The organism is Cerasibacillus quisquiliarum, assembly GCF_014202495.1.
Classification (GTDB): domain Bacteria; phylum Bacillota; class Bacilli; order Bacillales; family Amphibacillaceae; genus Cerasibacillus; species Cerasibacillus quisquiliarum.
On sequence record NZ_JACHHA010000002.1, the window covers coordinates 337,063 to 357,547 of the forward strand.

Annotated in this window: 19 protein-coding genes; 4 read left to right on the forward strand and 15 right to left on the reverse strand. The window is 35.1% G+C overall.

The window, feature by feature from the left end; genetic code table 11:
- Positions 1-215: 215 nt before the first annotated feature.
- Positions 216-1,325, forward strand: coding sequence for a sporulation integral membrane protein YtvI (ytvI, locus tag HNQ35_RS04455; RefSeq protein WP_146937758.1), 1,110 nt, complete (start codon positions 216-218; stop codon positions 1,323-1,325).
- A 2-nt stretch (positions 1,326-1,327) separates the two neighbouring features.
- Here ytvI and HNQ35_RS04460 read toward each other — a convergent pair whose 3' ends face one another.
- From HNQ35_RS04460 to dnaE, 8 genes are all read right to left on the reverse strand, one after another.
- A complete protein-coding gene (locus HNQ35_RS04460) occupies positions 1,328-1,717 on the reverse strand; it encodes an FxsA family protein (protein WP_146937761.1) in 390 nt (129 codons plus the stop codon).
- Between the two features lie 20 nt (positions 1,718-1,737).
- Complete coding sequence (gene pyk / locus HNQ35_RS04465; protein WP_146937764.1) at positions 1,738-3,498, reverse strand: pyruvate kinase; 1,761 nt, start codon at positions 3,496-3,498, stop codon at positions 1,738-1,740.
- A 30-nt stretch (positions 3,499-3,528) separates the two neighbouring features.
- Complete coding sequence (pfkA, locus tag HNQ35_RS04470) at positions 3,529-4,488, reverse strand: 6-phosphofructokinase (protein ID WP_146937766.1); 960 nt, start codon at positions 4,486-4,488, stop codon at positions 3,529-3,531.
- 234 nt (positions 4,489-4,722) lie between these two features.
- On the reverse strand, positions 4,723-5,685 hold the full coding sequence (gene accA / locus HNQ35_RS04475; protein WP_146937768.1) for an acetyl-CoA carboxylase carboxyl transferase subunit alpha: 963 nt from the start codon (positions 5,683-5,685) through the stop codon (positions 4,723-4,725).
- Positions 5,682-6,542, reverse strand: coding sequence for an acetyl-CoA carboxylase, carboxyltransferase subunit beta (gene accD, locus HNQ35_RS04480; RefSeq protein ID WP_146937770.1), 861 nt, complete (start codon positions 6,540-6,542; stop codon positions 5,682-5,684). Before accD ends, accA begins: the two co-directional genes overlap by 4 nt.
- A 33-nt stretch (positions 6,543-6,575) precedes the next feature.
- A complete protein-coding gene (locus HNQ35_RS04485; protein WP_146937772.1) occupies positions 6,576-7,244 on the reverse strand; it encodes a FadR/GntR family transcriptional regulator in 669 nt (222 codons plus the stop codon).
- Positions 7,245-7,299: 55 nt separating this feature from the next.
- The gene (locus HNQ35_RS04490) at positions 7,300-7,464 is read right to left on the reverse strand and encodes a hypothetical protein (RefSeq protein WP_170226664.1); all 165 of its coding nucleotides are present in this window, start codon (positions 7,462-7,464) and stop codon (positions 7,300-7,302) included.
- Between the two features lie 641 nt (positions 7,465-8,105).
- The gene (gene dnaE, locus HNQ35_RS04495; RefSeq protein WP_146937774.1) at positions 8,106-11,444 is read right to left on the reverse strand and encodes a DNA polymerase III subunit alpha; all 3,339 of its coding nucleotides are present in this window, start codon (positions 11,442-11,444) and stop codon (positions 8,106-8,108) included.
- 122 nt (positions 11,445-11,566) lie between these two features.
- Between dnaE and ytrH the strand changes: the two genes are divergently transcribed.
- Both ytrH and ytrI read left to right on the forward strand, forming a co-directional pair.
- Positions 11,567-11,896 carry a sporulation membrane protein YtrH gene (ytrH, locus tag HNQ35_RS04500; RefSeq protein WP_146937776.1) on the forward strand — a complete coding sequence of 110 codons (330 nt, stop codon included), beginning with the start codon at positions 11,567-11,569 and terminating at the stop codon, positions 11,894-11,896.
- Positions 11,896-12,387, forward strand: a complete 492-nt coding sequence (gene ytrI, locus HNQ35_RS04505; protein ID WP_146937778.1) for a sporulation membrane protein YtrI — start codon at positions 11,896-11,898, stop codon at positions 12,385-12,387. The genes ytrH and ytrI overlap by 1 nt, the downstream gene beginning before the upstream one ends.
- 137 nt (positions 12,388-12,524) lie before the next feature.
- On the opposite strand, the gene HNQ35_RS04510 is transcribed toward ytrI, so the two are convergent.
- Entirely contained in the window at positions 12,525-13,478 is a 954-nt protein-coding gene (locus HNQ35_RS04510) for a DHH family phosphoesterase (RefSeq protein ID WP_146937780.1), read from the reverse strand.
- A 90-nt stretch (positions 13,479-13,568) separates the two neighbouring features.
- On the opposite strand from HNQ35_RS04510, the gene HNQ35_RS04515 reads away from it, so the two are divergent.
- The gene (locus tag HNQ35_RS04515) at positions 13,569-13,868 is read left to right on the forward strand and encodes a YtpI family protein (protein ID WP_146937782.1); all 300 of its coding nucleotides are present in this window, start codon (positions 13,569-13,571) and stop codon (positions 13,866-13,868) included.
- A 178-nt stretch (positions 13,869-14,046) separates the two neighbouring features.
- Here HNQ35_RS04515 and HNQ35_RS04520 read toward each other — a convergent pair whose 3' ends face one another.
- From HNQ35_RS04520 to ald, 6 genes are all read right to left on the reverse strand, one after another.
- On the reverse strand, positions 14,047-15,348 hold the full coding sequence (locus tag HNQ35_RS04520) for a DRTGG domain-containing protein (protein ID WP_146937784.1): 1,302 nt from the start codon (positions 15,346-15,348) through the stop codon (positions 14,047-14,049).
- Between the two features lie 69 nt (positions 15,349-15,417).
- The gene (locus HNQ35_RS04525; protein ID WP_146937786.1) at positions 15,418-15,645 is read right to left on the reverse strand and encodes a hypothetical protein; all 228 of its coding nucleotides are present in this window, start codon (positions 15,643-15,645) and stop codon (positions 15,418-15,420) included.
- Positions 15,646-15,830: 185 nt separating this feature from the next.
- A complete protein-coding gene (locus HNQ35_RS04530) occupies positions 15,831-16,589 on the reverse strand; it encodes a prepilin peptidase (RefSeq protein ID WP_146937788.1) in 759 nt (252 codons plus the stop codon).
- Between the two features lie 773 nt (positions 16,590-17,362).
- Entirely contained in the window at positions 17,363-18,043 is a 681-nt protein-coding gene (locus HNQ35_RS04535) for a metal-dependent hydrolase (protein WP_146937790.1), read from the reverse strand.
- A 157-nt stretch (positions 18,044-18,200) separates the two neighbouring features.
- Complete coding sequence (locus HNQ35_RS04540) at positions 18,201-18,866, reverse strand: PspA/IM30 family protein (protein WP_146937792.1); 666 nt, start codon at positions 18,864-18,866, stop codon at positions 18,201-18,203.
- A gap of 286 nt (positions 18,867-19,152) precedes the next feature.
- Complete coding sequence (gene ald / locus HNQ35_RS04545) at positions 19,153-20,271, reverse strand: alanine dehydrogenase (RefSeq protein ID WP_146937794.1); 1,119 nt, start codon at positions 20,269-20,271, stop codon at positions 19,153-19,155.
- Positions 20,272-20,485 lie beyond the last annotated feature (214 nt).

Sequence of the window (20,485 nt, forward strand, 5' to 3'; positions counted from 1 at the left end):
AAGCAAGCTACGATTATCCACGAATATTTTTCGACAATATGATGATATCGTCGCCCCCATTTAACATTATAAGACAAATTGAAGACAAAGTGAATTGAAAGCGTTTATTTTACATCCCTTTTTTTGAAATGACTTAAAAATAGGAAAGCTAGTCTAATTCATTTATTGCTTTCATAGTTTAATATTAAGTATTGTCAAATAAATGGGGTCTTCTTATGAATAAGGTGTTTTTTTTACGAGTTTTTCGTGGCGTATTCGTGATTAGTGTATTTGTTTTATGTTTGGTCATAATAAAATGGGTCTTTTATTATACATATCCGTTTTTAATTGCTTTTATAATATCAGCTTTTGCACAGCCATTTTTAACATTCTTTCAGAGACGATTACATTTATCACGTTTATTAGCAACATTAATCTTTCTTCTGATAAACTGCATCATCATAATTGCTGTGGGGCTTCTCTTATTGTCAGAATTACTGAACGGATTTGAATTTCTGACAGATATCATTCCGCATTACTTTCGACAATTGATATTAACGATGGAACAATTATTTAAATATTATCTTATTCCTATATATAACAAAACGTTTCAATTTCTACAATCTATGCCCCCTGAAACACAAATCGTACTAGAAGAGCAAATACAACAAATTGCTCAAAATAGTGCAGAAACAGGCGCAACACTTATTCAAGAATTATTATTAAAAATACCTAGTATACTCTTATTTCTCCCATCATCATTGATTTCATTCATATTAATTTTATTAGTCTCTTTTTTTATGATAATGGATTGGGAAAAGTTAAAGGATAAAGTAACACAAATATTACCAGCCCGATTTAACAATTTTCGCTTATTGTTTATGCAACATTTTAAAGATGTCTTATTAGGTTATGTAAAATCGCAAACGCTTCTCATTACGATATCTACAAGTATTACTCTTATTGGGCTCATATTTCTTCAGGTGAAACATGCCTTAACCATTACATTACTTACTGCTTTAGCTGACTTACTTCCGTTAATTGGTACAGGTATTGTTTTTATTCCATGGATACTTTTTTTGTTTTTTACTGGAAATTATCCTTTAACGATCGGTATTGCAATTATTTATGGCATAACTGTCATTACTCGACAATTATTAGAACCTAAAATCATGTCAGATAGAATCGGTGTCCACCCTTTATTTACTTTATTTATTTTATTTTTATTGTTTCAACTATGGGGGGCAAACGGTGTCATATTGGCACCTGGCATTCTTATTATTTTTGTTGTTTGCAAGGATAGTGGATTATTCCTTTATATTTGGCGATTTATTAAAGGTGCTTAATACTACCAACGCCGGAAAATAATCGTATGATTATCTATCATCTTCTTTAATATCTTCTTTAATTGAATTTTAAATAAGTTTCTAGTCATTGGTAAGACGAGAATAAAACCAGAAATATCTGTTATAAACCCTGGTGTAATTAGAAATGCACCACCAATAATAATACAAATACCATCAAAGATTTCTTCACTAGGCATTTGACCATAATGAATCGATGCTTGTGCTCGTCTTAGTGTATCGATCCCTTGTTGTTTTGCCAAATAAATACCAAGTAATCCTGTCAATATAATAAGTATGACAACCCACCACGGACCAATCATACCGCCTACCCAAATAAATATACCGATCTCAAGAGCTGAAATAATCAGAAGTACAAGCCAAATGAATCGCATCCACTATCACCTCATGAGGTTTATAATACACTTGCATGGCCTAAATAAATATCACCTTTCACGCCATCAATTGTTATTTCTTGTCCATCTTTAATTAAGTCACAAACACCGGAAACGCCAACGACGACAGGGATTCCCATTTCTAATCCGACAATAGCGGCATGTGATGTGAGTCCACCAGTTTCTGTAATAATACCAGCGGCTTTACGAATAGCAGGAATCATTCCTTTATCTGTTCCATATGTTACTAATATATCACCTGGCTGAACTCTTTCATTAGCTTCTTCAGCCGTTTTCACGACAGTAGCTCTTCCGTAAGCACTATGTTTACCTATCCCTTGCCCTTTTGCAATCACATCACCAATAATATGGACTTTTAATAAATTTGTTGTACCGCTTTCTCCTACTGGAACACCAGCTGTAATAATGACACGGCTACCTGGTTTACATAAATTAGTGCTTAACGCTGATTCGACCGCTAATTCTAACATATCATCTGTTGTTGTCGCATGTGGACCAACGATTGAGTGAACGCCCCATACAAGTGAAAGTTGACGGTTAACACGATCTGATGATGTAACTGCAATGATTGGTGCCTTAGGACGATATTTTGAAATCGTGCGGGCTGTAAACCCACTCTCTGTTGGTGTTATAATTGCACCAACATCCAAATTCATAGCTGTGTGTGTAACGGACTGACTAATTGCTTCAGTGATGGTCATATCGATCGATTCTGAACGTGATTTTAAAATACGTTGATAGTTAAGAGCTGTTTCCGCCTTTAAAGCGATATTGGCCATCGTTTGCACTGCTTCAACAGGATATTTCCCTGCTGCTGTTTCTCCTGAAAGCATAATTGCATCTGTTCCATCAAATATCGCATTCGCTACATCTGACGCTTCTGCACGTGTTGGTCGTGGATTTCTTTCCATTGAATCAAGCATTTGTGTTGCAATAATAACTGGTTTTCCGCTTAAATTACATTTTTGAATCAGTTCCTTTTGGACTAGCGGCACATCTTCTGCTGGAATTTCTACCCCTAGATCCCCACGCGCGACCATTAAACCATCACTGATTTCTAAAATACTTTCAATACGGTCGACACCTTCTTGATTTTCTATCTTTGGAATGATTTGGATATGACTTCCACCATGTTTTTCTAATAATTTACGAATCTCAAGTATATCTGATGGGCGGCGAACAAATGAAGCCGCTATAAAATCTATATCTTGTTCAATCCCGAAACGAATATCATTCGCATCTTTCTCTGTCATACCCGGTAAGTTAACAACCGTATTTGGTATATTGACACCCTTATGATCTTTAACGATTCCCGAGTTAAGTGCCTTTGCTAAAATACATTTTTTTTCTAAATGAATGTTAGTCACTTCTAACTCAATTAAGCCATCGTCAAGTAGTATTTTCGTGCCTACTTTCACATCATGAATTAACCCTTTATATGATACTGAGAAACGTTCATTCGTCCCCAAAACATCTTCCATTGTTATCGTCACGATATCATCTTGATTAATCAGAGCTTCACCGTTTTGAAATTTACCTGTCCGAATTTCTGGACCTTTCGTATCTAATAGAATAGCTACCGTCTTCCCTGTTTCATTAGCTACTTGGCGAATTGTTTTTATGCGTTTTGTATGTTCTTCATAAGTCCCGTGAGAAAAATTCAACCGTGCGACATTCATACCTGCTTCAATTAATTTTTTTAAGGTCTCTGGGGATTCTGATGCTGGACCAATCGTACAAACTATTTTTGTTTTTCTCATTAATGAACCTCCTTCAACTCTATTCATGATTTAAATAGAAAGTTCTTTCGATAAATCGAACATTTTTTCTTCAATAATATGTTTTGTCGATAAAACTTGTGATAAATCATCAGCGACAATACGGTTATTTCTTATGCCAACCATTATACCCGATTCACCAGCTAATAATATGTTAACTGCTTCTGCACCTAATCGGCTGGCTAATACACGGTCAAAAGCAGTAGGGGAACCACCACGTTGAATATGACCAAGCACAGTAACTCGGACTTCTAAATTCGTCGCTTCTTCAATTCGCTTACCGTATTCAATACCGCTTGCTACACCTTCTGCGAGTATGATAATACTATGCTTTTTACCTCGCTCTCTCCCACGATGTAAGCGGGTAACGACATCTTGAAAATCATCTTCTTTCTCTGGAATAAGTATACTTTCAGCTCCTGCTGCTAACCCTGCCCATAAAGCTAAATCACCAGCATCTCTTCCCATTACCTCAATGACATATGTACGTTCGTGAGATGTTGCTGTATCGCGAATCTTGTCCACTGCATCAATAATCGTATTCAATGCTGTATCAAATCCAATCGTATAATCAGTCCCAGCAATATCATTATCAATTGTCGCTGGTACACCTATACATGGAAATCCTTTTTCAGAAAGTTTTTCTGCTCCACGAAAACTTCCGTCACCACCAATGACAATCAAACCTTCTATACCGCGCTCTTTCAGCTCATTAATCCCCTTTCTTTGACCCTCTTCTGTTTTAAAGTCCTCACATCGAGCCGAATGTAGTTTCGTTCCACCTCTATGGATAATATCACCGACAGACCCTATTTCTAATTTTTCAATATGACCTTCTATGAGTCCTTGGTAACCATACATAACTCCATAAACATCAACATTATGATAAATACATTTTCTAACAACAGCACGAATCGCTGCGTTCATACCTGGAGAATCTCCGCCACTCGTCAACACTGCTACCTTCTTCATATTCGCCACCTCGATTAGAAAAATTCCCTATATAAATTTCTCTTATAATTAAAGATAATACCTCAATCATGAAATAGCAATGATTACATAAAGAATTTATTGAATGTTCGTTTTAATAAATAAATGTGTTTTACTACTTCTTATAATTGCATTAAATATGATGCCATATTAATTGATTAAAACACATTAGCATAACATATAAAATGGTTGGCGATGGCGCCAACCATTTTATCATTAATCTTCCTTTATATCATAATCACCAATTGTTTTATATTTTTCCCAGCGTTTTTCTAATAGTTCTTCAACAGATAATGATTGTAATTCTTTTAATGATGATTCAATCACTTGATCGATTGCTTTTGCTTGTTCTTCTATATGGCGATGAGCGCCACCTTTTGGTTCAGGTATGATTTCATCAATCACTGCGAGCTCTTTTAAGTCATGGGCAGTTATTTTCATCGTCTCAGCTGCTCGTTGCGCTAAGTTAGCGTCTTTCCATAGTAAAGCAGCTGCTCCTTCAGGTGAAATAACAGAATATGTCGAGTTCTCTAGCATATAGATTTTATCACCTACACCTAGTGCTAGAGCGCCACCACTTCCTCCTTCACCTATTACAATACAGATGATAGGAACTTTTAAGCCACCCATTTCCATTAAATTACGCGCAATCGCTTCACTTTGCCCTCTTTCTTCCGAACCCTTTCCTGGGTCAGCCCCCTTCGTATCGATAAAACAAATAACTGGTCGGTTAAACTTTTCTGCTTGTTTCATATGGCGTAGTGCTTTACGATAACCCTCAGGATGAGGCATACCGAAATTACGACGTATGTTTTCCTTTGTGTTTTTACCACGTTGATGACCGATGATTGTCACAGGTCGGTCTTTATAAAAAGCAATACCTGTAACAATAGCCGCATCGTCTCCAAAGCGACGGTCACCATGAAATTCCATAAAATCAGTAAATAGATATTTAATATAGTCTAATGTCGTTGGTCGTTCAGGATGCCTAGCCACTTGCACACGCTCCCACGGTTTAAGATGGCCATAGACATCGTCTTCTAAACAAGCTAGCTTTCTCTCTAATGTTTTAATCTCATTGTCAAGATCAATCTCACTATCTTTTGTTATCTCTTTTAATTCGGCAATTTTTTCTTTTAAATGGACAATTGGACGTTCAAATTCGAGAACATGCTTCATAACTGACTTGCCCCCTTCCGATGAAGTTTTAATAACGTTCCTAGCGTTTGCTTCATTTGATGACGATGAATGACTTGATCAAGTTGTCCATGTTTTAATAGAAACTCAGCCGTCTGGAAATCATCAGGAAGTCTTTCCCGAGTTGTTTGTTCAATGATACGACGTCCAGCAAAGCCAATTAAAGCACGCGGCTCAGCAAAATTATAGTCACCTAATGATGCAAAACTTGCAGTGACACCTCCAGTGGTAGGATGGGTCATGACAGAGATGATGAGATTTCCTGCTTCTGAATGTCTTTTTAATGCGATCGAGGTTTTAGACATTTGCATTAAACTAAGTACCCCTTCTTGCATACGCGCACCACCTGAAGCAGTAAATATAATATATGGTAGCGCTTCTTCTCTTGCTCTTTCAATAGCGCGGGCTATTTTTTCACCAACAACAGAACCCATACTTCCCATACGAAAGCCAGCATCCATGACACTAAATGCTACCCGTTCTCCTTCTATTAAACCGGTTCCCGTTACAACCCCTTCATTTAACCCCGTTTTCTTACGATCTTTTTCAAGTTTTTCTTCATAACCAGGAAAACCTAATGGGTTATTTGATATTAGATTCTTGTCCCACTCAACAAATGTCCCTTCATCAAACAGACTGTCGATACGTTCCCATGCATTTAATTGATGGTGAAAATCACAATTCGGACATACACCAAGATTTTTATGCATTTCTTTTCTATAATAAATTTTATGGCAGGATTGGCATTTTATCATTAAACCTTCTGGAATATCTTGTTTCGCTTGTTCACCAGGAATTGTAGCGTATCTTTTTTTCTTGCCGAAAATATCTTTTAGCAAGGTAATTCCCCCTTTTCTACTTTCCTAAACCAATTATGAGTCATGCATGTTGTGAGATGATTCATGCATATGAATTGAATCTTTCTTATATGTTAGGTTTAACCAATTGTTAAACACCTTTTCAATGGCATCATAATCTCTGTTAATATATTGCTGTAATAAATTTTCATAAAATGTCACGTCATAGTATATGGTATCTAACGTTCGTGTATATGCTTGTAATAGACGCCAGATTTTTGTTAAGAGCGTATTATCGACGATTTCAAATAACGTCTGAAAAAATAAGACTTCACGCTCTTCGATACAATAAGATGATGTCTTTACAATAGCTGATAATTGTTTTATATCTTCCTCTGTTATTAGATTGAACGCAAGTTTGGATACTTCTTTTTCCAAAATTGTTTTTGTGAAAACTAACTCATTCTTCTTATCACTTTCACGTAAAATAAATGAAGCTAACAGTTCTACGGATTGATATGAACGATATGTACTTAAGAAAGTTCCTTCTCCACGCCTTATCTCTATTAATCCGAGAAGTTCCATTGCGCGAAAAGCTTCTCTAACAGATGAACGTGAAGCTTGTAAAGTTTCTGCCATCTCTCTCTCTGAAGGAAGTTTATCACCTGATGTTAGTTGATATTTATCGATGTAATGACGTATTTCTTTAAGAACTTCTTGATAGACTTTTCGACTGGTAATGATGTTGTACTCTCCTTACTTTCGGTCATTTTCTGGTTGTTTCCTTAACTGTCTCATTTTATGGAAACCGGATACTATCTAACAGCTTTATAATTACAATACATATCGTTCCACCAATAACAACAAGTTTGCGATAAAAATGTTTGTTAACAATTTTCAACGTATTCGTTAAACGAGTGACTAACACTAGCGCTGTTCCATATTGATTGTCATAAATAAGCAAACTATTCTTTTCCTTTATTGAACAACAAGAAAATTTAGTTTAGCCATATCTTCTAAATTATCACCATCAAATGTAAATTGAAACCCCTTTATCGGTTAAACAAGCTCCTAAACATCATTCGTATTTAAACAAAGAGAAAAGAAATCGACCCCTGATGGCTTCAAATAAAACAGTATTAATTACATAGCTGAAAGCGCTCTTTCAGGACTCATATTACCTAGTCCTAGTACCGAGAAATCATCGTTAGTCGTTAAATTGCACGACTATACTGTATCCTTCATTTGTATAATTATATTCCTTATCAGTGCGTTCATAAATGACTTTACATGAGCAAATAACACCTGGTGAAAAAGCTCAACTTAAACCCTTTTCATTTCTAACAGAAATCTTAAACTGAATGGTCGATTTTCCTTAATGAGCTTAATGCATTAACGCATGTGTAAACATCGCTCTTTATTTAAGTTTGTGATTGCTCCTTGATTATTTACAAAGAGACTTATGTTCATTAAGTAGGTGGTCTGACCACCATCTACCTAATGAACTCATTATAACAGATGGCATCTATCTGTAAAGAATATCATATCATAATTCGTGTTTCGAACAAATAAATATATTCGTCAAATGAGTTTCATTTTATATATTTAAGACTTTAAAACAACTGCTTCAGGTCCAAAAAAACGCTTTAACTCATTTATGCATGTTTCTGTCGGATGAATGGTTACATGTTTAAGTTGGTATGTTTTTCGTAGTTCTTCGTGAAAAATAATCACTGATGTATGACCAGGGTATTTCTTTGCCACATTACGAATCATTTGTGCACCATCTTGACCAATTCCTTTAGACCATTTAATAAAGAGTCGAGCTGATGGACGAATATTTTCTAAATCAACAGGTTGCGCTGAGTCAACGATCCATTGGTATTGATTATGTCTGATCTCAATCTTTCCAGTAATAGTAATGACCATTTCTTCTGTCAACCACCGACTGATTTGGCGATAGACATTCGGAAAGACGACTGCTTCCATTTCTTCAGTTTCATCTGAAATAGTAAGAAAAGCCATCGGATCACCACGGCGTGTTCTAATTTTTCTAATCGATTCAACAATAATGACGCCCTTAACATGACGTTGATTCAAATATTGTTGAGCTTCATCTAAAACGATAAAGCCTTTTTGACGAAAGTGATGACGAAAACGTGTAAAGGGATGTTCAGATACGTATATACCGAGCAGTTCTTTTTCATCAGCTAATTTCTTAAAAGGACTAAAATCATTTACTGCCACATATGTTTCTTCTGTTTTTAATTGTTCTGGGAAAAGATTAGGCTGATCAACAAATTCTTTAAAAAGCTCCCCCTGCTCCATTGCCTGATCTAGTGTCGCTAACAAACTTGCCCGATTGTCGTGTAATTCATCAAATGCTCCCGCCATGATTAACGCTTCTAGTAAAGAACGTTTCAGAAGATGATTTGGTATACGTAAGCAAAAATCAAATAATCCTTGAAATGGTCTTCCCTGTCGTGCATCAATAATTTCTTTAACCGTTTGTGCGCCAACACCTTTTATCGCTGCTAATCCCATGCGAATATGTCCATTCTCAACAGTATAACTAATAAAACTTCGATTAATGGATGGCGCTAATATTGAAATGTTGAATTGTTTCATCTCTTTCATGTAGGACTGTATTTTATCTTCTTGGTTTGCCATTGAACTTAACACTTCTGCAAAAAAAACAGAAGGATAATGGGCTTTTAAGTATGCTAATTGATAAGAAATTTTACTATAAGCTACAGCATGACTTTTTGGAAAACCATAGTTAGAAAACTTTACAATCCAATCGAATAATTCCTCGGCTACCTTTGAACTGTATCCTCGTTTTTTACAACCGTTAATAAAAGCTGTTCTTTCAGTTTCAATAATCGTTCCATCTTTTTTGCTAATGGCTCGCCGTAATAAATCCGCCTCTCCTAAAGAATATCCTGCAATTCGGTGTAAGATTTGTATTATTTGTTCTTGATAAATTAAGACGCCATAAGTCGATTGTAAAATGGGCTCTAAATCTCCATGAAGATAAGTCGTCTTCTCAATTCCATGTTTTCGTTTAATATATGTTGGTATAAAATCCATCGGCCCAGGGCGATATAACGCATTGACTGCAATAATATCTTGAAAAGCGGTCGGTTTTAGTTCTCTTAATACTCGTTTCATTCCCTTGGATTCAAGTTGAAAGATACCGTTTGTTAAACCGCTTTGTAAAAGATGAAACGTCTTCTCATCATTATAAGGTATTTGTTTCAGCACAACTGTTCGATTCGTTAATTGTTTAATCGATGTGATGATTCGTTCAAGTAAGCTTAAATTCCGTAAGCCTAAAAAATCAAACTTTAATAAACCAATCGCCTCTAGTTCTTCCATTGGATATTGTGTTAAATACGTCTTACTCGGTCCTAACGTCACTGGTACATGTTCTGTCAAAGCGGTATCGCTAATAACAACTCCTGCTGCATGTGTCGATACATGCCTTGGAAGTCCCTCTAATTTATCTGCAATGTTGAATAGCATTTTTAACAATTCGGATTGCTCAATATAAGTGACTAAATCATGATTTTGTCGTAAAATCTCACGTATTGACTGTCCGCCTGCGCTTGTCACGTATCGTAAAATATATTGCTCATCTTGACGATCGATACCTAACGTTTTAACAAGTTCCCTAATTAATGAACGTGGAGCAAATGTACCGAATGTAATGATTTGTGCAACATGATCTTCTCCATATTTCTCTCTAACATATTCAATCACTTCATCGCGGCGAATATCAGAAAAATCGACATCTATATCTGGTAATGATATACGCTCAGGATTTAGGAATCGTTCGAATAATAAGTCATATTTTAAAGGATCAACTTCTGTAATATCTAATAAGTATGCCACAATTGATCCAGCAGAGGATCCACGACCTGGTCCAACTGTAATTCCATTTTGCTTAGCATATTTTATAAAATCCCAAACAATTAAAAAATAGTCATTAAATCCCATTGAATCAATAACCGATAACTCTCTTTCAAGTCGATTAAGTACTGCATCTGTTACTCGACGATACTTAAGTGGTAATTGCTTCTCACATAAATGACGTAAATACGTTTTCGCATTGATCGTTTCTGGTAAAGGATATGATGGTAAATGGCGACTATTAAAATCAAGTCGGACATGACACTTTTCTACAATTGTATTCGTTTGTTCAATCACAGAAGACCAATCTGAAAATAACTGTTCCATCTCTACAAGCGAGCGCAAGTGTCTATTTCTTTCTCCACGAGTCATATCACTTGGACGCCATTTCACACCTTTTTTCATCGCTTTAAAGCAACTATAACTTACCGCTTCGGTTGCCTTTATATAACGAACATCTTGAATGGCTACCATTTGATAATGCGTTGTTTCTTGAAGATTCTTCAATACAAGATTTAAAGATTTTTCCACTTGTAACCCATGGTCTTGTACTCCAATATAAAAATCATTCTTCTGGAATAGATTCTCCCATGATTGAAGCGTATTTAACGCTATATCTAATGTTGATAATTGCAAATGTTCACGTAATGAACTATGGACTGCCGGTAATATTCCAATCAAATGAGCAGTATATTGTTTTAATGTATCTTTCGTTATCATTTTTTCTTCTTGTAATTGAATATATGAACTTAATTGAATGAGATGTTTATACCCTTGATTATTTTTTGCTAGAACAATACACGGTTCTATTCGTTCATTCGTTCGTACGTGTATCATCATGCCTATAATTGGTTTTATGCCCGCTTTTTCACATGCTTGGTAAAATGGGACGACTCCGTATAATACTTGTTCGTCTGTTAACGCCAATGCATTCATATTCAATGCTTTTGCTTGTTCTATGAGTGCATCGATCGATACGATGCTATTCATCAAACTATACCCACTTCTAATTTGAAGATGTGTATAAGTCATCTTTCATCCCGCCTTTTTAATCTCTACTCTTATTATAACGAATTTCCCTTAAGTAAAAAAACATAACTTGTCCGAAAGCGTCATACAATACTTGTAGACGAGAGGAAAAGGAGTGTCGCCTAGTGGAGGAAAGTTTTTTTTCATCATTTATTCAATGTTTCTTTATTGCATTCGGTGTTATCGTTGGAGGTAGTATCATTGGTAGTGTTGGTGCTTTCGCTACTGGAGAACCTCCTTTTCATGCAATTAGTCATATTGCCAAGAAGTTACGTATTTGGGCAATTGTTTCTGCAATTGGTGGCACATTCGATGCCATTAGTAATTTTGAAAAAGCCCTTGACGGGTCGTCCTTAGATATTTTTAAACAGATTTTATTAATTGTCTCTGCTATGGGTGGCGTTAAATCAGGTATGTTAATCATGAGTTGGTTTATCCAAGAGGATGTTAGTTAATGCATATTCCTCCTTACTTTAAAGATAAGGCATGGCAATACATTTTTGTCGGAATGATTATTGGTGGAATCGTGGCTTATTTAATTTTCATTTATATGTATAGCGAAATGTATGAACAATTAGTAGAGAAAAACATTGCCCTTGAATCAGAAATCCAAGATGTCAAAAAGCAAAATCAAGCATTGCTAGAAATTAACGAAGACTTAGAAAAACCTTCTATAGTCGAAACGATAAAAATCAATATTACCAACCCAAAAGAATTAAAGCTCGATTCTCTTCTCGTTCACCAACTCGTCGAACTAATAAAAGAAGAAATCGATTCATTAATCGGCAAACCTATTCAACAATTATCCGATAGCGATGATTTATTAATCGCCACGATTGAAAATAAGCGTTTCAAATTAAATGATATACAATACCGTTTTGAAGTCGTCAAACTGATTATATCTAAACAAGTTAAAGTTGAAGTTGAAGCATTTTTGATGAAATGACATGTAGTGAATGTTATATTTTTTAAAGCAATGCTATACATTTTCTAGATAACAGAAACAATAAAAATGCAGTCCATATTTAGACTGCATTTTGTTACAAATCATTTATTAGAATAATCGAAGATATTTAGGCCTGTTCACTTATTATTTAAATAGTCACGGCAAGCAGCTTCTATGTCTTTCTTAACAGATTCAGCTTCATCCCAATGCTTAATAGTAGCTCCTGAAGCTAAAGGATGACCACCACCATTATATTTAGCAGCTATTTTATTAATAACAGGTCCTTTAGAACGTAAGCGAACACGGATATTGTCCTCTTCCTCAACAAATATCGCCCATGCAACAATTCCGTCAATCTCACCCAATGTGCCTACAATTTGCCCTGTTTCTAGAGCTGTGATACCGAATTTGTCCAAATCATCTTTCGTCAATTTAATAAAACTAGCACCTGAGTCAGTTAATGTGAAAGTTTGTAAAATATGACCTTTCAAACGAGCCACATTTTCTTTTACACGATACATTTCCTCATATAAACTTTCACGGTCAAAATCATATCTGACAAGTTCTCTCACATAAGCAAATGTTTTTTCTGTCGTACTAGGAAAGAGAAATCTCCCAGTATCGCCTACAATTCCTGCATAAAGTAAACGTGCTGCTTCTTTTGTCATCTGAAAACCATACTCAGTCGCTTCTCGATACCATTCATAAATTAGTTCTGATGTTGAACTCGCATGTGTATCAACCCACTCAACATCACCATATGAATCAACATTTGGATGATGATCGATTTTAATCATTTTTTCACCGAGTTGATACCGTTCATCATCGATTCTTCCAGTGTTAGCCGTATCACATATAATAATCAATGCTCCTTGAAAAATATCATCTGGAATCTTATCCATTTCTAATAAAAATGTATAAGCAGGATCATCTTGACCAACGGCATAAACATTCTTTTCTGGAAATGAATGTTGGATAATCTGCTTTAAAGCACCTTGAGAGCCAAGTGCATCTGGATCTGGTCGTACATGTCTATGTATAATAATCGTTTCATATGAACGAATCAGCTCAGTAATTAATTTTTTTGGCATTTATTGTCTCCCTCTCTATTATCTTTCTGGAAAAGTAATGAAAAACACGATACAATAGACGATAGAATATGAACATTAGGAGTCGATCATATGGGTGTTATTTTTCCAATACTAATCGTTATTTCAATTGTATTATATATATATTATAAGGTAGCGATACTGAAAACTAAAGATATTCTCACACAAAAATATTTTAATGGCAGAGCTCATTCGTGTCTCGGTATTTTTATTTTTACTTTCGGTATCAACCAATACTTATTCTATCAAACAAAGATATCACTCTTCATTGGAATTGTCTTTATATTAATTGGCGGCGCACAAATCATTCACGGTTTTAGAGTCGCTAAACATTATAAAAATGAATGGCGTCGTTTAAATCCAGAAGGTTGATAATAGCGACGAATATATTTTTAAAATAAAGCAGAGGAACAAGTTCTCTGCTTTTTCTTATGATAACAATTCATACTATTGTCAGTTACTAGTTTCTATTTGTTTGGACTTTTTTGTATGATTTATTTAATGAATTATATTAAAGGATTCGCAAAATATTGCGAATCCTTCCTAAATATTATTTATCCATAATCTGTGCCATGACAAGTGCTTTTCCTACAAGTTGTTTCTTACAAAAGACATCTACATCAATCTTAGCATACATTCTCCCTGCATCTAAAAGGCGTGGCTTAATGATGATTTCACTATCGATTGGAACTGGCTTAAAGAAAAAGACAGATAGATTCTCTACGACTAAATCACCTTTTTGTAAATCATGTAATAGACGACTAGACGCTTCAGTTACAAGCAATGTAAAAACACCATTTGATAAAGTTCCTAATTGATTCGTCATTTGTGGGAGTATTTTTATTTTAAAGGTCGACTTCTCTTCCCCTACCTGAATGTTTTTTGTAATAATATCATCTATCGTTTCACCAATTTGTGGCTGACGTTGAATTTGTTGGAGCGCTTGGATAACATCTTGCCGTGATACAATCCCTTGAATTGTATTCGCTTGATCTACTACAGGGACTAATTGTATCCCTTCCCACACCATCATATGAGCGACATAAGCAAGAGATGTTTTTTCTTGAACGACAAGCGGCTTCTTTGTCATGACTCGTTCAAGAAAAATATCAGGATCATGACCGATGATATCACGTGATGTGACCATTCCTACGACTCGATTGTTCGAATCAAGCACTGGAAATCGTGTATGTTTTGTTTTTTGATTTAATGCATACCAGTCACTCACATAATCCTTAACATTTAAAAAATGTGTCTCATCAAATGGCGTCAAAATATCTCCAACAAAAACGATTTCTTTTTTTATTAGCTGGTCATAAATTGCTCGATTGATCATCGATGCGACTGTAAATGTGTCATAACTCGTCGACAAGAGTGGAAGTTCCTTCTCATCTGCTAATTTCTTTATTTCATCTGTTGTATCAAAACCACCTGTTATCAAAACTGCGGCTCCGTCTTTTAAGGCTAACTCTTGAGCATCTACTCGATTACCGACTATTAATAATGAATCCTGCTCTGTATAGCGCGCCATTGCGTCAAGCTGCATTGCTCCAATAACAAACTTATTCAATTTTTTGTGTAGACCATCTCGGCCACCAAGAACTTGTCCATCAACAATATTGATCACTTCAGCAAATGTGAGTTGTTCAAAGTACTCCTTCCGCTTCTTCTCTATCCGAATCGTTCCTACACGTTCAATCGTGCTAACAAGACCTTGGTTTTCAGCTTCCTTTATAGCACGATAAGCCGTCCCTTCACTCACATCCATCGTACGAGCAATTAATCGGACTGAAATTTTTTCACCAACTGGTAAAGAAGTAATATGTTGTATGATTTGTTCATGTTTCGTCATTAAAACACCAGCTTTCAACTGTGCTAATATTATATCTACTAACTAGTATACAGTTGACAAACAAAAAGCTCAATCCTTATACAATCTATCCTTAATATATTGTTCCTGTTCCATAATTGGTGGGTCTGATAATTGTAAAAGGGTAGATAAATTAGCACCAATTACAAGTACTAAAAACAAAAGCCATGCTCCCCAGAAAATTTTTTCAAGTTCAGTTGAAGCGAGTGGAATAACTGGCCAAGCAAAATATAAGAAAAAACAGGCTAATAATAAGCGTAATACAGCGTAATGTCGCAAAAAATCCCTCCTCACAATTCATACCATAGTATATGAGATAGAGATTTTTTTATGATTCCTTATTTTACACGAAGTGAAGTCTTATTAATTGTTAACCTAATGCTAAAAATTGCTCTCCTTATCTTTTAAACAAAATACGTCCAACATAAAAAGTAAAACATAGTTTATAAATGAAGCGAACTGCTTTATATAGATACATAGTATAACCAATCTAAGAAAATACTTAATTGTTCCTTCATAAAATAGACGAGTAATGATGCTATGCCGATAAACGGACCGAATGGAATCGGTTGTTTGCGCTGTAATCTTTGTTTTACCATCATAATTAGTCCATAAATTAATCCGAATAACGAAGCAAAAAACAAAGTGAAAAAGACTCCTTTTATCCCGACAAACAAACCAATGACAAAGAAAAGTTTTACATCACCACCGCCCATACCACCTTTACTAACAATAGCGATGATAAAAAGTAATAAAAACCCGATCATTGCCGCTACATATGCATTCCACCATGGTTCAGTTTGGATGAAAAGGCGTAAAATTATCATAATAATAGAAAAGAACAGCAGTACTTTATTCGGAATAATCATCTTTTCTAAATCCGAAATCGTAATAATGATGACGAGTGAAATAAGTAATAGAGCGATAAGCAACTCCTTTGACCATCCCACCATTAATGGTGAAATCGTAAAAAGAGTAGCCGTAACACATTCGAATAAAGGATATTTAATAGATATAGTCATTCCACATGTTTTACATTTTCCGCGTTGATAAATATACGAAAAAACCGGAATTAATTCCCACGCCGTCAGTTGATGATGACAACTGGGACAATGCGAACGTGGTGTGACAATCGATTCACCATTTGCTAAACGGATTCCAACTACATTATAGAACGAACCGAGAATAAGACCGAATAGAAAAAGATAAAGTAGGAATTCCATTGTTTCACATCCTTTTTATTATAGTCCCATGTGGGCGACGAGGTACTTATTACGATTAAAGTCAAACCTTTTTGGTTTTTTCGATATCTCTTTCGTTTATTAATCATGTTTGTTCTATCCCATTTTAATAAAATAAATAGTTTGGTACCAATTAATATTTTTGCAAATTACGTTTGGCATTACTTCCTAAAAAATGTTTTCATCTAATGCATTTCTATAATGTCTGTGAACATTGTAAGCATAATGATTAAAGCGATACAATAAAATCGCTAGTATAACAATAAATTGCTCAAATATAATAACGAAATTTGACACAATTGATAGCAGCAAAAAGTAACAATGCCTGTAATAAGGACAAGTAAAAAATTGAATGTGGCATAGTTGATTGAACCTTTTCTTTTATTTTATTTTTCACAATACATAGCGAGCATAACTAATGTTACTTCGTAGTATCAGAATGTAAATGTCCAATATGAAGAATATTATCGTAATCAGATTGCAGTTTATACAGTTATAATATAAGGCGCTTCTACGACTGGACAGATATCACAAAACAAATAAGAGTCGTAAACTGATGACAATAAATAACAAGTATCTCTCTGTAAGCACATGCTTTTATTTCATTAAATTAATTCATAATGTATATCATTCACAAATATGATATGTTTGACATGCTATAGTAGATATTGCAATGTTTTTTTCAAAATTAAATAAAAATAATGAAAAAGAGACTTCCATGAATAGGAAATCTCTAAATTCGCTCATATTCTATTTTATAGTTCAAATACGTCGCCAGCTTTCATTGCCATACCTTTTCCCGTTCTTACCTTTTTTGCAAATGCTTGTGCGTCCTGTTCAATGACAGGGAATGTATTGTAATGAATCGGAACGACGATTTTTGCTTTTACCCAATCAGCAGCAATTAAAGCGTCTTCTGGTCCCATCGTAAAATTATCACCTATTGGAATAAACGCGACATCAATATCATTTAATTCACCATACATTTTTAAATCAGAGAAAAGAGCTGTATCACCTAAATGATATAAAGTTTTATCTTCAATCGTCAACAATATACCACCTGGCATCCCTGTGTATACAAAAGTATTATCCTCTTCTTGATATGATGAGCCGTGAAAAGCATGTGTAAATTTAACACGCCCAAAATCAAAATCATAGGCGCCACCTAAATTCATCGGATGTGTCTTAACACCTTTTAAGCCAAGATATACAGCTAATTCATTTGGAGCAATAACGAGAGCATCATTGCGTTTAGCGATTTCTACTGTATCACCTACATGATCATTATGACCATGTGTTAATAAAATCACATCCGCTTCTACAGTATTCGCATCAAGGTCGCATAACTTATTTCCATTAATAAATGGATCAATTAAGATCGTATGTGTTTCTGTTACAACTCTTACAACAGAATGTCCATGATATGAAATTTTCATCATTCATCTCTCCCTTGATATGATATTACTTTAACCATACATCAAATAAACCAAAAATGTAAATAAATATCGGCTATTTATTAGCCGATGTTTCAATTAATTAAAAAAAGTAAAAGGATCACTTACCAAGATGGGAGATGATCCTTTTACACATTGATTATTCTTTTCCCATTTTTCTTTTTAAAGCGGCTAATTCATCATCAACTTCGGAATTTAATTCAGCAAATTCATCGTCTAATGTGCGGCTTTGTATTGATAAATCTTCCGTCGTTTCCGCTTCTGCTTCATATTGCAATACTTTTTCTTCCATTCGCTCAAAGCCAAGTCTTGAATCGTCTCCACCGATGGATGACATCGTCCGATTGATTTTCGTTCTTGTTTTAGCAGACTCTGCACGTGCTTTTAAAGAATCTTTCTTCAATCTCATCTGTTGATATTCACGCTTCATTTCACTAAGCTTATTTTTCAATACTTCTGAATCGGCTTTAGCTTTTTCATAGGATTCTGTTAGTAAAGTAACTTGATTTTCGTATTCTTTTTTATCCGCTAAGGCGCGACGTGCTAAATCATCATTACCTGCATCAACTGCTTGCTCAGCTTGCTGTTGACGTTTTTCAACCATTGCCTTTGTATTTTCAAGTTTTTTTGCTAAGATTTTCTCATTAGCGATTTGCTTAGCCACTCTCTTTTCTGCATCTTTAATATCTTCACCCATATCACGCATAAATTGATCAAGCATTTTTACTGGATCTTCTGCTTTATCAAGCATTGCATTTAATTCTGAAGCAACAACTGTTTTCATTCTTTTGAAAAATTTAAACATCTATATTCCTCCTTTTAATGATTTGGTTCGTCAATAGGACATACGAAATAGATAGGTAATTTGTTTCAATTAAAAAAACAAATCATAATATGATGTTCATTTACAAATCAAAAAATGGAAGGTGAGTGTACAAGTCACTATCTAAGTTGTAGGGATTATTTTTTAAAAGTTCGTATAGTGCAGGAAAGAAATTGGACAAAGCCTAGTAAAAAAGAATTGAATCAGTCATATAAGTTGATTCAATCCCTTTGTTCATAATTTGAGTTAAGCTCTCTTATAACACATATTAATTGTTTAACAAGCCTCTAATATCTTTATATGCGAGTCCATGTGACTCAGCTACTGCTTGGTATGTCACATGGCCATTATATGTGTTAACTCCTTTTAATAAAGAATCATCACTTAAAACAGCTCCTACGAAACCTTTATTCGCTATTTGTAATGCGTAAGGAATTGTGACATTTGTTAAACCTATTGTTGACGTACGAGGTACAGCACCAGGCATATTCGCAACGGAATAATGGATGACACCGTGTTTAGTGTATGTTGGGTTATCATGAGTTGTCACCCTATCACTCGTTTCAACGATTCCTCCTTGGTCAATTGCAACATCAATAATCACTGAGCCTTCTGACATTTGCTTAACCATTTCTTCAGTCACTAACTTCGGTGCACGTGATCCAGGAATAAGTACAGCTCCAATGACAAGATCTGATTCTGATACTGCTTCTGCAATGTTCATTGGATTTGACATGACTGTTTTTAAGGATGAACCAAAAATATCATCCAATTGTCTTAAACGGTCTGGATTTAAGTCAATAATTGTGACATCTGCTCCAAGTCCAACCGCCACTTTAGCTGCATTCGTTCCAACTACTCCACCACCGATGACAGTCACCTTCGCACGTTTAACACCTGGTATGCCAGCTAATAAAACACCTTTACCACCGTATGTTTTTTCTAAAAATTGTGCCCCTATTTGTGTTGCCATTCTTCCTGCAACCTCACTCATTGGGGTTAACAAAGGTAATGCACGATTTGGAAGTTGAACGGTTTCATAGGCAATAGCTGTCACTTTTTTTTCTAAAAGTTCTCTCGTTAAACGTGCTTCGTTAGCTAAATGGAAGTATGTAAAAATTATTTGCCCTTCTTTAAGATGTTCATACTCTTCAGGTAAAGGTTCTTTAACTTTCATAACGAAATCTGTTTCCCAAGCTTCCTTACTTGTAGCTACAATTGTAGCACCAACTTCACTATACTGTTCATCAGTAAATCCAGATCCTAAGCCTGCACCTGCTTCAATTAACACTTCATGACCGGCATTTTTTAAACTAACAACGCCAGCCGGTGTCATCGCCACACGATTCTCATGATTCATTATCTCTTTAGGTACCCCGATTTTCATCTTTACACCGACTCCTTCTACTATGGGGATAATACCTATTTTATCAAAAACGTGTAAAAATAACATGCCTTACACTTTACTGTAATAAAGATCTTGAAACGTATTGTCAAACTATACAAGAGGCTGGGACAAAACCCCAGTAAATAAAAACTAAGGCGTGGGAGCTTACACTAAAAAAGTGTAGGCCCCACGCCTTTTTATGGTTATTTGAGTA

What these genes read in the sequence shown, in the direction of transcription:
- ytvI (WP_146937758.1), top strand. Translation starts at nt 216, where the DNA reads ATGAATAAGGTGTTTTTTTTACGAGTTTTTCGTGGCGTATTCGTGATT.
- HNQ35_RS04460 (WP_146937761.1), bottom strand. Translation starts at nt 1,717, where the DNA reads ATGCGATTCATTTGGCTTGTACTTCTGATTATTTCAGCTCTTGAGATC.
- pyk (WP_146937764.1), bottom strand. Translation starts at nt 3,498, where the DNA reads ATGAGAAAAACAAAAATAGTTTGTACGATTGGTCCAGCATCAGAATCC.
- pfkA (WP_146937766.1), bottom strand. Translation starts at nt 4,488, where the DNA reads ATGAAGAAGGTAGCAGTGTTGACGAGTGGCGGAGATTCTCCAGGTATG.
- accA (WP_146937768.1), bottom strand. Translation starts at nt 5,685, where the DNA reads ATGAAGCATGTTCTCGAATTTGAACGTCCAATTGTCCATTTAAAAGAA.
- dnaE (WP_146937774.1), bottom strand. Translation starts at nt 11,444, where the DNA reads ATGACTTATACACATCTTCAAATTAGAAGTGGGTATAGTTTGATGAAT.
- ytrI (WP_146937778.1), top strand. Translation starts at nt 11,896, where the DNA reads ATGCATATTCCTCCTTACTTTAAAGATAAGGCATGGCAATACATTTTT.
- HNQ35_RS04510 (WP_146937780.1), bottom strand. Translation starts at nt 13,478, where the DNA reads ATGCCAAAAAAATTAATTACTGAGCTGATTCGTTCATATGAAACGATT.
- HNQ35_RS04515 (WP_146937782.1), top strand. Translation starts at nt 13,569, where the DNA reads ATGGGTGTTATTTTTCCAATACTAATCGTTATTTCAATTGTATTATAT.
- HNQ35_RS04520 (WP_146937784.1), bottom strand. Translation starts at nt 15,348, where the DNA reads ATGACGAAACATGAACAAATCATACAACATATTACTTCTTTACCAGTT.
- HNQ35_RS04530 (WP_146937788.1), bottom strand. Translation starts at nt 16,589, where the DNA reads ATGGAATTCCTACTTTATCTTTTTCTATTCGGTCTTATTCTCGGTTCG.
- HNQ35_RS04535 (WP_146937790.1), bottom strand. Translation starts at nt 18,043, where the DNA reads ATGAAAATTTCATATCATGGACATTCTGTTGTAAGAGTTGTAACAGAA.
- HNQ35_RS04540 (WP_146937792.1), bottom strand. Translation starts at nt 18,866, where the DNA reads ATGTTTAAATTTTTCAAAAGAATGAAAACAGTTGTTGCTTCAGAATTA.
- ald (WP_146937794.1), bottom strand. Translation starts at nt 20,271, where the DNA reads ATGAAAATCGGGGTACCTAAAGAGATAATGAATCATGAGAATCGTGTG.